At 57.3% G+C, this 15,224-nt stretch carries 11 protein-coding genes and 2 pseudogenes; 6 read left to right on the plus strand and 7 right to left on the minus strand.

What is annotated here, in order from left to right; genetic code table 11:
- Nucleotides 1–89: 89 nt before the first annotated feature.
- Genes ACOERD_RS00525 through ACOERD_RS00540 form a run of 4 tightly spaced genes read right to left on the minus strand, consistent with a single transcriptional unit; the run spans nucleotide 90 to nucleotide 2,654 of the window.
- Complete coding sequence (locus ACOERD_RS00525) at nucleotides 90–266, minus strand: hypothetical protein (protein ID WP_419737675.1); 177 nt, start codon at nucleotides 264–266, stop codon at nucleotides 90–92.
- 28 nt (nucleotides 267–294) lie between these two features.
- Entirely contained in the window at nucleotides 295–963 is a 669-nt protein-coding gene (locus tag ACOERD_RS00530; RefSeq protein WP_419737676.1) for a hypothetical protein, read from the minus strand.
- A gap of 3 nt (nucleotides 964–966) precedes the next feature.
- On the minus strand, nucleotides 967–1,689 hold the full coding sequence (locus tag ACOERD_RS00535; protein WP_419737677.1) for a DNA methyltransferase: 723 nt from the start codon (nucleotides 1,687–1,689) through the stop codon (nucleotides 967–969).
- Nucleotides 1,686–2,654: an IS1595 family transposase gene (locus ACOERD_RS00540; protein WP_419737678.1), complete on the minus strand. Its 969-nt coding sequence runs from the start codon at nucleotides 2,652–2,654 to the stop codon at nucleotides 1,686–1,688. Before ACOERD_RS00540 ends, ACOERD_RS00535 begins: the two co-directional genes overlap by 4 nt.
- Before the next feature lie 235 nt (nucleotides 2,655–2,889).
- Between ACOERD_RS00540 and ACOERD_RS00545 the strand changes: the two genes are divergently transcribed.
- From ACOERD_RS00545 to ACOERD_RS00555, 3 genes and pseudogenes are all read left to right on the plus strand, one after another.
- The gene (locus ACOERD_RS00545) at nucleotides 2,890–3,357 is read left to right on the plus strand and encodes a MarR family transcriptional regulator (RefSeq protein WP_170637450.1); all 468 of its coding nucleotides are present in this window, start codon (nucleotides 2,890–2,892) and stop codon (nucleotides 3,355–3,357) included.
- Nucleotides 3,354–4,391 (plus strand): efflux RND transporter periplasmic adaptor subunit, encoded by a 1,038-nt coding sequence (locus ACOERD_RS00550; RefSeq protein ID WP_419737679.1) that lies wholly within the window; start codon nucleotides 3,354–3,356, stop codon nucleotides 4,389–4,391. Before ACOERD_RS00545 ends, ACOERD_RS00550 begins: the two co-directional genes overlap by 4 nt.
- An 11-nt stretch (nucleotides 4,392–4,402) precedes the next feature.
- A pseudogene (locus ACOERD_RS00555) lies at nucleotides 4,403–4,885 on the plus strand (efflux RND transporter permease subunit); the annotation flags it as partial.
- Here ACOERD_RS00555 and ACOERD_RS00560 read toward each other — a convergent pair.
- Nucleotides 4,828–5,049: a hypothetical protein gene (locus ACOERD_RS00560; RefSeq protein ID WP_419737680.1), complete on the minus strand. Its 222-nt coding sequence runs from the start codon at nucleotides 5,047–5,049 to the stop codon at nucleotides 4,828–4,830. The pseudogene ACOERD_RS00555 and the gene ACOERD_RS00560 sit on opposite strands and share 58 nt — an antisense overlap.
- On the opposite strand from ACOERD_RS00560, the gene ACOERD_RS00565 reads away from it, so the two are divergent.
- Nucleotides 5,042–6,784 carry an IS1634 family transposase gene (locus ACOERD_RS00565; protein ID WP_419737624.1) on the plus strand — a complete coding sequence of 581 codons (1,743 nt, stop codon included), beginning with the start codon at nucleotides 5,042–5,044 and terminating at the stop codon, nucleotides 6,782–6,784. The two genes, ACOERD_RS00560 and ACOERD_RS00565, sit on opposite strands and share 8 nt — an antisense overlap.
- Before the next feature lie 174 nt (nucleotides 6,785–6,958).
- Here ACOERD_RS00565 and ACOERD_RS00570 read toward each other — a convergent pair whose 3' ends face one another.
- A complete protein-coding gene (locus ACOERD_RS00570; protein ID WP_419737681.1) occupies nucleotides 6,959–7,153 on the minus strand; it encodes a hypothetical protein in 195 nt (64 codons plus the stop codon).
- Here ACOERD_RS00570 and ACOERD_RS00575 point away from each other — a divergent pair.
- Entirely contained in the window at nucleotides 7,146–8,888 is a 1,743-nt protein-coding gene (locus ACOERD_RS00575) for an IS1634 family transposase (RefSeq protein WP_419737624.1), read from the plus strand. The two genes, ACOERD_RS00570 and ACOERD_RS00575, sit on opposite strands and share 8 nt — an antisense overlap.
- 111 nt (nucleotides 8,889–8,999) lie before the next feature.
- A pseudogene (locus tag ACOERD_RS00580) lies at nucleotides 9,000–11,762 on the plus strand (efflux RND transporter permease subunit); the annotation flags it as partial.
- Nucleotides 11,763–11,817: 55 nt separating this feature from the next.
- Here the strand turns inward: ACOERD_RS00580 and carB are convergent.
- Complete coding sequence (carB, locus tag ACOERD_RS00585; RefSeq protein WP_419737682.1) at nucleotides 11,818–15,162, minus strand: carbamoyl-phosphate synthase large subunit; 3,345 nt, start codon at nucleotides 15,160–15,162, stop codon at nucleotides 11,818–11,820.
- Between the last annotated feature and the right edge of the window lie 62 nt (nucleotides 15,163–15,224).

Here is a 15,224-nt window from a genome sequence, read left to right on the forward strand (position 1 = left end):
ACTTAAGTAACATTTTTATAGTGGACTGTCGCATATTGACGCGATAAAAACGAAAACCGCGCAAGGTATTTTAGCACTCTGCGCTCTCTTTAATCAGGCTTCTTGATACTCATTGGCCGCATGAATGCAGCCCTGATTTCATCCAATGACATTTCAGGCATGTCGATTTCTTCTTCCAACTCAGCCTTGGTCGGTTGATATTTGTTCGATCTGATGTGCAGATCGGCGGGTTCAGGCAGGTCTGCATTGTAACGTTGGTTTGTCATGCGAATTCCTAAATTGAATACATTGGTTTTAGCCGAGAAGTTCTCGCAAGCGGGTTTGGATTGGTTCAATTTTAGCCAGTTCGGTCAACAAAAACTCTACGTTGTCGGGGCCGTCGGCCTGACGCGCCCGCACAATACTGTCGTAATCAATTTCCAACAAATCACAAAACTCCCGACCTGTCATTGCCTCATCGATTGAAATTCTCTTCTTGAATCCTTCCCAGATCGCTTGCTTGTCTTCTTGATTGAAAGCACAAAAGTGTGCCTGGAACCGATATTGAATATGCTGGGCGTTGCGTTGAATGAACCCGTGCATTGACTGCCTCTCTGCGCTAGCTTTTTTTGTGTCGAACACATGACCGTCCTTCAACTCAACTATATGGCAGTTTTGCTCGCCTTTTCGGCGCTTGAAAACCATAAAGTCAGGCTCTGATCCCGAAAAATCCAAGGTCCGACTTCGTTTAATTTCACGTTTTCGGGCAAGCAACACGCCCTCAGGCATGATTTCTTGTTCCAAAAAGGTGTCCAGATTAGGGATGTTGGGAACAGCTTCCACGATCATCGATTCCAGTTCTGACCCCGATGAGATTACAGCTGACTGTATCTTGCTGGCCAATTCACCTAACGCTTCATTCCCAAACAACCGGGCGTAAGAACCAGATGTGTTCTTTGGTTTGGCATCCCGTAATCGTGCCATAATCTAACCGTTCAAGTCGCAACCAAGGAAGGTGCGGCCATGGTTTCGTGCCGCTTGCAGAACCGAAAACGACCCGGCAGCCGGATCAATTACAAAATCGCCTTCGTGGCTCACGGCGGCCATGAGTTGACCTTGTATGTCTATTGGTTTGGAATGTGGGTGATCCCGCTGGGATACTTGTTCTTGAATTACATCTGGAATGTTATGTATTTTCCACACGCCTTTTGCCTTACGCGGCTGTTTCTGTAGTACTATGCAGTATTCTCCTCTGCGCCGAGTGCGATAGCCCATACCAAATGTACCCTTGTTCCACGTTAAAAGATCCACAATGTCCAGCCTCGTTCCGTCCAGCCACGGGTGAATACCTTGGCAAAGGTGAAACTTATCCACCCATAAAAAGAGATGGCCTGATGGGATAAGCGTACGATCTATTCCGCGAATAAAATTGGCGATGGCCTCCTCCGGCATTTGCTGTAGGGCGCTGCGGCGTTTTCCACGAACTTTGCCTTCGTTCCCATATGCCAGCTTTTCAAGCACGCCACGGTATTGGGGATCGAAGAATGCGACTGGAACTGCGTCCGCAGGTATAGCGGAAAGGAACTCAAGACCGTCCATCTTAAGGCGCGTGTTGGGCTTAAGGACATCGGGAAGCACCAGCTTTGGCACGGTCACCGTGCGCGTGTTGGAAAATACCCCGGCAGTACTTTGCGAAGTTCCGACGCTCATGACCGCGCTCCGCTATTCAATCCGTTATCCTCGATTAGCTTCTTGTAAGGCAGGTTCTTTCCAGCCATCCCATGCACAACGCCGCCCATTTGGTCGATTGTATCCTTTGGCCTGTTGTTGTGACGGTGCTGAAACTCGTCCACATAGCGTTGCAGATGCTTGGGCGACATCTTGTGATAGACGCCATTATAACCCCGCTTCATAGGAGCCCAAAAGCTTTCCAGCCCGTTGGTGTGCGCCTGATCGCGGACATATTCACCCACTGAGTGCTTTACCACCTCATGCGGCCTGTCAATGCCCTTGTAGGCACTAGCCTCATCGGTATAGAGTGTTGCTCCTTCGACGGCATGCTCGTTCACAAACCCCTGCAAGGTCTCTTTGTCTGTGCTCTCTACCACTTTGGCAACAACCTGACCCGTTTCGCGATCCCTGATACCAGCAACAGCAGCCTTGCCAACAGCGCCACGTCCAGCCTTGAGTTTCTTCTTCGCGTGTTTGTTGCCTTCCTTGCCGCCTATGTAGGTTTCATCTGCTTCGACTGGGCCATTAAACCAAGGCATGTTTGCCTCCATTGCAGCCCGAAGACGATGCAGCATGAACCACGCGGACTTCTGCGTAACACCAAGCTCACGGTGCAACTTCATCGAAGATACGCCCTTAAGGTTAGTTGTGAACAAGTAAATACCAATGGCCCATGTGCGATATGGTAGCCGGGTATTCTCAAGGATCGTGCCGACCCGAACCGTAAACATGGGTTTTTTGGAGCACTCACGACACCTGTGCGTCATGCTTGGATGCCTGATGCCTGACTGCACGTTGAAAGAACCGCAATGCGGGCAAAACGGACCATCTGGCCAATGTAGTTCCTCAATCCACTTACGCGACTTTTCTTCATTACCGAACATTGCAGCAACCTGTAGGAAGGTCAGGCCCTTGCGGTTTGATTTTCCCGGTGCTTTTGTCATTTTTACACTCCTGAATGTTATTAAAATGTAACAAATGCGTCGGAGTCCGTCAATCATAAATGTTACTTAAGTATATAATTCCCTTTGGATTTGCTCAAAATGCAGTCACAGGGGCATTTGATCAAGTCTTGGTTACCCGAGGGAAGCTAGGCCCGAGGATGATTCTCCACTTCAGTTATTGAATAGTTCATAATTTGAAGTATATGACCCGCAACGACGTCTCGGAGTCTCTTCAATGTCAGACAGTATCAGCGACAGGCTTGGCCGCCTGAGCCCTGAAATTCAGGCCATCATGGGCGTCTATGCTCTCTATTGGAAACTCGAAGAGACCTTCGACACCATCGAAACTGACCTGAGCCACCCGGAATGCCATATGCTGATCAAGCTAGATGAACCCAAGAGAATGGGTGTTCTGGCAGCCGATATGCTCAGCGTGCCATCCACCATTACGGCCACTGCGGATGCTCTGGAAGAAGCTGGCTATCTGGCGCGCCAGCGCGATCCCAACGATCGCCGTGCCTGGTTGCTGGTGCTGACCGAACAAGGCGAGAGCGCGCGAGATATGTTGGTGTCAGCAGCCGGTGATCTGTTTCACAAGGCCTCTGGCCTGAACGCAGAAGAAACAGCCGAGTTCGCTCGGATGGCGAGCAAGATTCGTGACAACGTACTGAAAACGGGAATTCCCGAGGGATTGAAGAAATGAAACAGCTGACTTCTCTGGGCCTGCTATTGGCCGTTTTGGCGACGCCGCTTGTCGCGCAAGAGACCGCGAAACCGGTCAAGCTAATGCAGGTGCAGGAAACGGCTCCGGGTTTCACTCGACAGTTTTTCGGCCGCGTCGCTGCGCGTCAGACCGTTGATCTGGCATTTCAGGTTCCAGGGCTGATTGTTGAGATGCCTGTCACCGAAGGGTTCGTCATCCCGAAGGACGGTCTGATTGCCCGACTGGATCAGGAACCGTTCGAACTCAGGCTGGATCGCGCCCGGTTGCAGAAAGAACAAGCTGACCGAACCGTCGCGCGCCTGTCGCGGTTGCGCGGCACAACCGCCAGCCAAGTGGCGGTCGATGATTCCGAAACCGAAGCGCAACTGGCCGCTATCGCCCTCCGCGACGCGGAATACGAGCTGGAACACGCAACGCTGACGGCGCCGTTCGACGCGCTTGTATCAAGCCGCGCAGTTGAGGCCTTTACCACCGTGTCGGCGGGAACTCCGATCGTGCGCATCCACGACATGTCGGAACTGCGGATCGAGGTGGACGTCCCCGAGATCCTGTTCCAACGCTCGGGTCAGCAGGATGACATCACGATCACGGCCAAATTCCCCGTAAGCGATGAAGTCTTCCCGCTGGAAATCCGTGAGTTCGACGCCGAGACTTCGAGTGTTGGACAGACATTCCGTATTCAGTTCGGTCTGACCCCGCCAGAGGGGCTGCAGATTCTGCCCGGTTCGTCCGTGTCGGTGAACGTGCATGTCAGGGATGGCCGCACGGGAATCGTTCTACCGGCGTCAGCCATCGTCGCTGGCGCGGATGGCGCGCTGGGCGTGATGGTCTTCTCTCCGGCTGGAGCAGACGAGGGCACGGTACGCTTAGCACCCGTAACCATTGAGCCAACTCAGACCGGCGAAGTCCGGGTTCTGACCGGCTTGTCAGACGGCGATGAAGTTGTTGTCGCAGGTGGCTCAGCGTTGACAGACGGCCAGAGCGTGCGCCGTTTCACCGGCTTCTCGAACTAAGGGGCGGGCGGATGAGAATTGCACGCGCATCTATCGACCGGCCTCTCTACACGTGGCTGATCATCCTGATCGCCTTGTTTGGCGGTATTTGGGGCTTCCTTTCCCTGGGGCGTCTGGAGGACCCGGCTTTTACAATCAAAAACGCAGTGATCGTCACGCAATACCCCGGCGCTACGGCCGAGCAGGTGGCGCTGGAAGTCTCTGAGCCTCTGGAATCGGCGATCCAGCAAATGGGCGAGGTGGATACGATCACCTCTTTGAACCAGCCGGGGCAATCCCTGATCGAGGTTGAGATCAAATCCACATATGACGGCAGCGAATTGCCCGCCATCTGGACCCGCTTGCGCGCCAAGGTGCGTGACGCGGCGCGGGGCCTGCCATCCGGTGTAAACCAGCCCTTCGTCAATGACGGTTTCGGCGACGTGTTCGGCTTATTCTACGCAGTCACGGCCGAGGGGTTCTCGGACGCCGAAAAGCACGAATTGGCGACGTTTCCTGACTTCCGACCTTTTTCCTGACTTCCGACCTTTTTGTTGATCTGACTGGGTTTTTGGTTTGTTTTCAGGTGTGGTTGCTCAGAGGCGCGTTGTAGTGCCCCATTATTATAAAAAGTATTGACATGGGCCTTCAGATGGCTAACCTCTTCGCCCATGTTCATCCGCACCAAACATGACGCAAAGCTCAACCGCACACGGATCCAGATCGTTGAATCCGTCCGCACCGGCTCCAAGGTACGCCAGAAGATCCTGCGCCATGTGGGTGTGGCCCATAACGACAGCGAGATTGAGGATATCAAGCGTCTGGCGGGCCGCTTGATGGAGCAATTACGCATTGATCGCTCGCCGCAAATGGAACTGTTCACGCCCACGGAATATGCCGATCTGCAGGCGCTGGTGCGCCGCGCTCCGCGGCCGGACAAGCTTGGCGTTGATCTTGCCGAGTGCCGTGAGGAGGCGCGGGTCTCTCTGGGTCTGCGGGATGTCATGGGGACGATGTATGACCAACTGGGTTGGGGGGCCCTTCTGGGGGCGGCGCGTAAAAGTGCCAATCGCATTGTGAAAGAGCTGGTTATGGCGCGGATCGCACAGCCCGAGAGCAAGCGCGCGACCGTGGAGGCGTTGGAGAACCAGGCAGGCATCACGCTCAATCTGGACGTGGTCTATCGGAGCATGGATTACATCAATACGCCGGTGATAGACGGGATTTGCAAAACCTCTCACGCGGCGGCAGAGAAGTTGCTGGGCGGGCCAGTGACCGTGCTGTTCTACGATTGCACGACCCTGGCCTTTGACACCGAGCGCGAGGACCCGGCCGAGGATGCGGACGGGGTCGAGCAGGATCATCTTCTGGCCAAGGGCTTCAGCAAGGATGGCAAGCATCACCGCGCTCAGGTCATGCTGGCGCTGATCGTCACCTCCGATGGGCTGCCTGTGGGCTATGAACTCTTCCCGGGAAACACCTGGGAAGGTCATACGCTGGAAGCTGCGCTGAAGGCGTTGGAGGGACGCTTCGACGTGGCCAGGGTCACGTTCGTGGCCGATGCCGCCATGCTCAGCAAGGACAACCAGCAGATGTTGCAGAACAAGGGTCTGCCCTACATCCTCGGCTATCGCATGAAGTCCGCCCCGGCCGCCGTGAAGGCGAACATTTTGAGCCCGGAGGGACGCCAGCCTTGGGCTGGACACGGTTCTGAAGAGGCAACCGAGAAGGGCTGGTACAAGGTGATCGACCAGGAGGGAGCGCGGGTCATTGTGACCTGGTCACCCACCCGGGCACGCAATGATGCCCACAAGCGCGACAAGGCAATCGAAAAGCTGCACAAGAAGCTCAAGCGCTCTCGCAAACCCGGCAGCTTCAGCAGCCGGGGATATGGCCGCTTCCTGGCCTTCCCCGACAGCGGGGACGTCACGCTGGATGATGCAAAGATCAAGGCAGCGGCACAATGGGACGGGCTGCATGCCATTGTTGTTCATGGTGCGGACGAACTGGAGGCACAGGACGTCATTGCCCGCTATCACCAGTTGTGGGAGATCGAAGCCTGCTTCCGCACCAACAAGCACGATCTGAAAATCCGGCCCATCTATCACTGGTCGCCGCGTCGGGTCCGGGCCCATATCGCCATCTGCTACATGGCCTTCTGCTGCCTGCAGCACCTGCGCAAGCATCTGGACCTGCTCGGACACCCGATGAGCCCGGCTCGTATCCGCAACGAGTTGAACGCATTGCAGCTCTCGATCCTGCGCCACAAAGGCACCCCTGACCGCTACGGCATGCCAAGCCATGCCACGGTCGATGCCAGACGCATCCTCACCTGCGTCGGCCTGACCTGGAACGAAGCCCCTTTCAAGATACCCCCCGGGCGCACCCGAAAAACTGGCCAGACCAAAGCCTGAGCTCCCTCAACACTCCGAAACAATCGCTGGCGAAAAAAGTCCGTGTAGTGCCTTTTGGCAACCAAGGCATAATAATATCAATGACTTATACGAAAAAATGTCGGAAGTCAGGCGGTGTAAACCAGCCCTTCGTCAATGACGGTTTCGGCGACGTGTTCGGCTTATTCTACGCAGTCACGGCCGAGGGGTTCTCGGACGCCGAAAAGCACGAATTGGCGACGTTTCCTGACTTCCGACCTTTTTGTTGATCTGACTGGGTTTTTGGTTTGTTTTCAGGTGTGGTTGCTCAGAGGCGCGTTGTAGTGCCCCATTATTATAAAAAGTATTGACATGGGCCTTCAGATGGCTAACCTCTTCGCCCATGTTCATCCGCACCAAACATGACGCAAAGCTCAACCGCACACGGATCCAGATCGTTGAATCCGTCCGCACCGGCTCCAAGGTACGCCAGAAGATCCTGCGCCATGTGGGTGTGGCCCATAACGACAGCGAGATTGAGGATATCAAGCGTCTGGCGGGCCGCTTGATGGAGCAATTACGCATTGATCGCTCGCCGCAAATGGAACTGTTCACGCCCACGGAATATGCCGATCTGCAGGCGCTGGTGCGCCGCGCTCCGCGGCCGGACAAGCTTGGCGTTGATCTTGCCGAGTGCCGTGAGGAGGCGCGGGTCTCTCTGGGTCTGCGGGATGTCATGGGGACGATGTATGACCAACTGGGTTGGGGGGCCCTTCTGGGGGCGGCGCGTAAAAGTGCCAATCGCATTGTGAAAGAGCTGGTTATGGCGCGGATCGCACAGCCCGAGAGCAAGCGCGCGACCGTGGAGGCGTTGGAGAACCAGGCAGGCATCACGCTCAATCTGGACGTGGTCTATCGGAGCATGGATTACATCAATACGCCGGTGATAGACGGGATTTGCAAAACCTCTCACGCGGCGGCAGAGAAGTTGCTGGGCGGGCCAGTGACCGTGCTGTTCTACGATTGCACGACCCTGGCCTTTGACACCGAGCGCGAGGACCCGGCCGAGGATGCGGACGGGGTCGAGCAGGATCATCTTCTGGCCAAGGGCTTCAGCAAGGATGGCAAGCATCACCGCGCTCAGGTCATGCTGGCGCTGATCGTCACCTCCGATGGGCTGCCTGTGGGCTATGAACTCTTCCCGGGAAACACCTGGGAAGGTCATACGCTGGAAGCTGCGCTGAAGGCGTTGGAGGGACGCTTCGACGTGGCCAGGGTCACGTTCGTGGCCGATGCCGCCATGCTCAGCAAGGACAACCAGCAGATGTTGCAGAACAAGGGTCTGCCCTACATCCTCGGCTATCGCATGAAGTCCGCCCCGGCCGCCGTGAAGGCGAACATTTTGAGCCCGGAGGGACGCCAGCCTTGGGCTGGACACGGTTCTGAAGAGGCAACCGAGAAGGGCTGGTACAAGGTGATCGACCAGGAGGGAGCGCGGGTCATTGTGACCTGGTCACCCACCCGGGCACGCAATGATGCCCACAAGCGCGACAAGGCAATCGAAAAGCTGCACAAGAAGCTCAAGCGCTCTCGCAAACCCGGCAGCTTCAGCAGCCGGGGATATGGCCGCTTCCTGGCCTTCCCCGACAGCGGGGACGTCACGCTGGATGATGCAAAGATCAAGGCAGCGGCACAATGGGACGGGCTGCATGCCATTGTTGTTCATGGTGCGGACGAACTGGAGGCACAGGACGTCATTGCCCGCTATCACCAGTTGTGGGAGATCGAAGCCTGCTTCCGCACCAACAAGCACGATCTGAAAATCCGGCCCATCTATCACTGGTCGCCGCGTCGGGTCCGGGCCCATATCGCCATCTGCTACATGGCCTTCTGCTGCCTGCAGCACCTGCGCAAGCATCTGGACCTGCTCGGACACCCGATGAGCCCGGCTCGTATCCGCAACGAGTTGAACGCATTGCAGCTCTCGATCCTGCGCCACAAAGGCACCCCTGACCGCTACGGCATGCCAAGCCATGCCACGGTCGATGCCAGACGCATCCTCACCTGCGTCGGCCTGACCTGGAACGAAGCCCCTTTCAAGATACCCCCCGGGCGCACCCGAAAAACTGGCCAGACCAAAGCCTGAGCTCCCTCAACACTCCGAAACAATCGCTGGCGAAAAAAGTCCGTGTAGTGCCTTTTGGCAACCAAGGCATAATAATATCAATGACTTATACGAAAAAATGTCGGAAGTCAGGAGATCAAATCCACATATGACGGCAGCGAATTGCCCGCCATCTGGACCCGCTTGCGCGCCAAGGTGCGTGACGCGGCGCGGGGCCTGCCATCCGGTGTAAACCAGCCCTTCGTCAATGACGGTTTCGGCGACGTGTTCGGCTTATTCTACGCAGTCACGGCCGAGGGGTTCTCGGACGCCGAAAAGCACGAATTGGCGACGTTTCTGCGGCGTGAGCTGTTAACGGTCGACGGCGTTGCCGATGTCGAAGTTCAGGGTTTACCGCAAGAGGCGATCTTCATCGAACCGGATCTGTCCATCTCGGTGAACCAGAATGTCCCCATCCAAGCCATAAACGAGGCAATTGCCAACGCGGATTCGGTCAACTCCTCCGGCTCGGTTCGGTCCGAGAACGACCGCACCACCATTTTGACAGCCGAAGGGTCGGATAGCGTATCGGCCATCGCCGGATTGTCGGTCGGCTCGCAAGGGCAGGTCATCAACCTGTTTGACATGTCCAACGTTTACCGCGCCCGTCAGACCGACCCTGATATCATGATCCGTTTCGATGGGACCGAGGCCTTTACGCTGGGCATTGCCGGGTTGGCCGCCGAGAACATCGTCGAAGTCGGCAAACGCGCGGATGCCAAATTTGCGGAACTGGATACGCAAATCCCCTTTGGCGTGGAAATTCTGCCCATCTACCAGCAACACGTGGTGGTCGAGCAAGCCTCGAACGACTTTCTTGTGAACCTGGCCATGTCGGTGATCATTGTGGTCGCTGTTCTGGGCATTTTCATGGGATGGCGCGCCGCCATAGTGGTCGGGTCGACGTTGCTGCTGACCGTGGTTGGCACGCTGCTGTTTATGGCGCTTTTCTCGATTGAGATGGAGCGCATCTCGCTGGGTGCCCTGATCATTGCGATGGGGATGTTGGTGGACAATGCCATCGTAGTGGCCGAGGGCATGCAGATCGCGATGCTGCGCGGCAAGTCCTCGCGCGATGCGGCGGATGAGGTGGCTTCGAAAACGCAGATCCCGCTGCTGGGCGCGACTGTCATCGGCATCATGGCCTTTGCGGGCATCGGTCTCAGCCCTGGCGCGACTGGAGAGTTTCTGTTCTCGCTTTTTGCAGTTATCGGGATCTCGTTGCTGCTCAGCTGGGTTCTGGCAATCACCGTAACCCCAATGTTGGCGCACTACTTCTTCAAGCAGGGAAAAGAGAGTGAGGTTGACGCCTATGGCAGCCTTCTGTTCCGCGTTTACAGCGCGATCCTGCGCTGGGCGTTGCGGTTCCGCTGGCTCGTTGTGGCCGGGCTGATCGCTGTGACGGTGGCCTGTTATGCGGGCTTTGGCCTGATGAAGCAGCAGTTCTTCCCGGACTCGAATACGCCGCTGTTCTTTGTCCACTACAAACTGCCTCAGGGTACTCCAATCTCACGTACCTCCGCGGATATGGCCGTGGTCGAGGATTGGCTGGCGGAACGTGACGATGTGGTGTCCGTCACCACATTTGTCGGGCAAGGCGCGACTCGTTTCATGCTGACCTACAGCGCGGAGGACCCGAACCCAAGCTACGGTCATATGATCATTCGGACGGAAACGCTTGAGGATATCCCAGTGCTGCAGGCCGAGCTTTAGGCCTTTGGGGTGGCTCAGTTCCCTGAAAGCGAGTTTCGCACCAAACGTCTGGTTTTTGGTCCGGGTGGAGGCACCCCGATCCAAGCCCGCTTCTCGGGTAGCGACCCAGCCGTGCTGCGGCAGTTGGCGGACGAAGCAGTTCAACGCATGGCGGCTGCTACGCCGAACGCACTCAACGTCCATCATGACTGGCGCGAAAAAGAACTGGCGGTTCAACCGATCTACGCAACCGAACGCGCGCAGACAGCCGGTGTTTCGCGTGAAGATATTGCGGCCACGCTGCAATTCTCGACCGACGGCATCACCGGTGGCGTCCTGCGCGAGCGCGACCGCCTGATCCCGATTATTCTGCGCCGCCCTGCAGAGGGTGACTATTCGATTGTCGATCAGGTCGTGTATTCCGATCAGTCAGGTCAATTCGTACCCATCGAACAGATGGTGGATGGGTTCGAATACCAGCTGCTCAACACCGAGGTCCACCGGCGCAACCGAGTGCTTACCATCACCGTTGGCGCAGATATCCCGCCGGACGTGACCGCCGCTCAGGTGCATTCCGAGGTACGCGCAACCATCGAAGAGATGGATCTGCCACCCGGCTATCGTATGGAATGGGGCGGTGAGTTCGAGGACTCGGGCGATGCCCAGGAAAGCCTTGGTAGGCAATTGCCACTGAGCCTGTTGATCATGGTGCTGATCTCGGTCCTTTTGTTCAATGCGATCCGCCAGCCGGTCATCATCTGGCTGTTGGTGCCCATGTCGGTGAACGGTGTGGTCATCGGTTTGCTGGGCACCAGGCTGCCGTTCACCTTTACGGCGCTTCTGGGTTTGCTCAGCCTGTCGGGGATGCTGATCAAGAATGGTATCGTTTTGGTCGAAGAGATTGATCTGGTCCGCGCAGCGGGCAAACCGCTACAGGAGTCGATCATCGAAGCATCCGTCTCGCGTCTGCGACCGGTGATGCTGGCGGCGATTACAACGATCCTTGGGATGGCCCCGCTGCTGACCGACGCGTTCTTTGTCTCGATGGCAGTCACCATCATGGGCGGGTTGGCTTTTGCCACGGTCCTGACCATGGTCGCGGCCCCGGTCTTCTATATGCTGTTTTTTCAGCGAGATGAGAAACGACAAGCGGTTACCGCTTGAATGAAAAACCCCCGGTCAAAGACCGGGGGTTTTGCTTTTTCCTTGGTGCTGCACGTCAGCCCTGCAGCGATTTCACCTCGACGTCGCCTTCGGCCTGCGCCTTAATTGCCAACGCTGCCGCATGGCTGGCTGCGGCGGTGGTGAAATAGGGGATCTTGTCATACAGAGCGATTGAGCGGATCGAGCGGCTGTCTTCCACCGCCTGTGCGCCTTCGGTTGAGTTCATCACCAGCTGAACACCGCCGTCTTTCATCAGGTCAGTCACATCGGGGCGTCCTTCATATACCTTGTTGACCACTTCGCAAGGTACGCCCTGCGTGTCCAACCAGGTTTGCGTGCCGCGTGTGGCGACCAGTTCAAAGCCCTGATCGACCAGAACGCGCGCGGCCTCCAACATGTCCGGCCCTTTGTCGGCATCCTTGATCGAGATGAATGCGCGGCCGGATGAGGGCAGCACCATGCCAGCGCCTATCTGTGCCTTCAGGAAGGCGCGTGGGAAGTCGCGATCCCAGCCCATGACCTCACCAGTAGAGCGCATTTCCGGGCCCAGAATGGTATCGACGCCGGGAAAGCGGGCGAAGGGCAACACTGCCTCTTTCACCGAGAACCACGGCATGTCCGGGTCAGCCAGTGTCATCTGGTCGGCGATCTTGCTGTCGTCCACTGTCTTGTAGGGCGGGCGTTTCGGGAAGTCCGCCAGTTTCTCACCCGCCATGACCCGCGCTGCGATGGACGCAATCGCGCTGTCTGTGGCTTTGGCGACGAAGGGAACGGTACGCGAGGCGCGCGGGTTTACTTCGATCAGATAGATCTCACCATCCTTGATCGCGAACTGAACGTTCATCAGGCCGACCACGTTCAAAGCCTTGGCCAGTTTGAACGCCTGTTCTTTGATCTGCTCGATGATCTCTTTCGAAAGCGAATAGGGCGGCAGTGAACAGGCCGAGTCGCCCGAGTGAACGCCGGCCTCTTCAATATGCTGCATGATGCCTGCAACGTGAACGTCGGTGCCATCGCACAGAGCGTCCACGTCCAGCTCAACCGCACCGGCCAGATAGCTGTCCAGCAGAACCGGGCTGTCGCCCGAGACCACAACAGCCTCGTTGATGTAGCGCCGGAGCTGATCCATATCGCGCACGATCTCCATCGCGCGGCCACCCAGAACGTAAGAAGGGCGGATCACCAGCGGGAAGCCGATCTCTTCGGCGATCTCAAGCGCCTGTTCATCGGTCGAAGCGATGCCGTTTTTCGGCTGCTTCAGGCCCAGCTCGTTGACCAGCGCCTGGAAGCGTTCCCGGTCTTCGGCCAGGTCGATCGCGTCTGGCGTGGTGCCGAGGATCGGAATGCCTTCGGCCTCAAGCGCGTTCGCCAGTTTCAGCGGAGTCTGGCCGCCGAACTGGACGATGACGCCGTGCAAGGTGCCGTTTTCCTGCTCTTTCGTCAGGATTTCCATCACGTGCTCAAAAGTCAGCGGCTCAAAATACAGACGATCCGAGGTGTCATAGTCGGTCGAGACCGTCTCGGGGTTGCAGTTGACCATGATGGTCTCATAACCCGTATCGGTCAGTGCGAAGCAGGCGTGACAGCAGCAATAGTCGAACTCGATGCCCTGACCGATCCGGTTCGGACCACCGCCGAGGATGACGACCTTTTTGCGGTCGCTTGGACGCGCCTCACACTCGACTTCACCCATCATCGGAGCTTCGTAGGTCGAGTACATATAAGGTGTCTGCGCTTCGAATTCGGCGGCGCAGGTGTCAATGCGTTTGAACACGGCCTTTACGCCCAGATTGCGGCGGGCGCGGCGGACGTTGTCTTCGTCACGGCCAGTCAGGTTGCCCAGACGTGCGTCGGTGAAGCCCAGCATTTTCAGTTTTCGGATGCCGGCCTCGGTGACCGGCAGGCCGTCTTTGCGGACCGGGCGTTCGGCCTCGATGATCTCGCGGATGCGGGCCAGGAACCAAGGATCGAATTTGGTGACGCCGAAAATCTCATCATCGGAAAGACCGTGACGCATTGCTTGCGCAATCGTGCGCAGACGGTCGGGAGTCTGCTTACTGATTGCTTTGATCACGGCAGCCTTGTCGTCCGCTTCCTCCCAAACGCCGACGTTCAGGCCGGAGATTTCGATCTCATCAAAGCCGGTCAGGCCCGATTCCATCGAGGCCAGAGCCTTCTGCATCGATTCGTGGATGGTGCGGCCGATGGACATCGCCTCACCCACCGACTTCATCGCGGTGGTCAGGTAGGGCTCGGAGCCTGGGAATTTCTCGAAGGCGAATTTCGGGATCTTGGTGACGACATAGTCGATGGTCGGCTCGAACGAGGCGGGGGTGACCTTGGTGATGTCATTGTCCAGCTCGTCCAGCGTGTAGCCGACGGCCAGCTTCGCGGCGATCTTGGCAATCGGAAAACCGGTCGCTTTTGATGCCAGCGCGGACGACCGGGAAACCCGAGGGTTCATCTCGATGACGACCATGCGGCCATCTTCAGGGTTGATCGCCCACTGTACGTTCGAGCCACCGGTCTCAACCCCGATCTCGCGCAGAACGGCAATCGAGCCGTTGCGCATGATCTGATATTCCTTGTCCTTCAGCGTCAGGGCAGGGGCCACGGTGATCGAGTCACCGGTGTGTACGCCCATCGGATCGACGTTTTCGATGGAGCAGACGATGATGGCGTTGTCGGCAGTGTCGCGCACCACCTCCATCTCGTATTCTTTCCAGCCCAGCAGGCTTTCATCGACGAGGATCTGGTTTACCGGCGAGGCATCCATGCCCGAGCGGCAGAAATGGATATAATCCTCACGGTTATAGGCTACACCGCCGCCTGTGCCGCCCAAGGTAAATGCAGGGCGGATGATGGCGGGCAGGCCGATCTCTTCCAGCTCATCCAGCGCCATTTGCACACCGGCGTCCAGATCGGTGGAGCCGTCTTCGCGCTTGGGGGCGGTCACAATGGTCGCCTTGGGGTTTTCAAGACCCAGACGGTCCATCGCCTCGCGGAACAGGGCTCGGTCTTCGGCCATTTCGATGGCGTCGCGCTTGGCGCCAATCATCTCGACGCCGAACTTGTCCAGCACACCCATCTCTTCCAACGCGAGCGAGGTGTTCAGGCCCGTTTGGCCACCCATGGTGGGCAGCAGGGCATCGGGGCGCTCTTTCTCGATGATCTTGGCGACCACTTCGGGGGTGATCGGCTCAATATAAGTCGCATCGGCCAGACCCGGGTCGGTCATGATCGTCGCGGGGTTCGAGTTCACCAGGATGACCCGGTACCCTTCCTCGCGCAGCGCCTTACAGGCCTGAGCTCCGGAATAGTCAAACTCGCAGGCTTGTCCGATAACAATGGGGCCCGCCCCAATGATCATGATCGACTGGATGTCGGTTCTTCTCGGCATGGCCTTGTTCCTTCGATTGTCAGCGAGTCAGGGCACCGCCCCAGCGCCCAAATTGTCCTGCG

This window comes from Ruegeria sp. (assembly GCF_965199275.1).
Classification (GTDB): Bacteria; Pseudomonadota; Alphaproteobacteria; order Rhodobacterales; family Rhodobacteraceae; genus Ruegeria.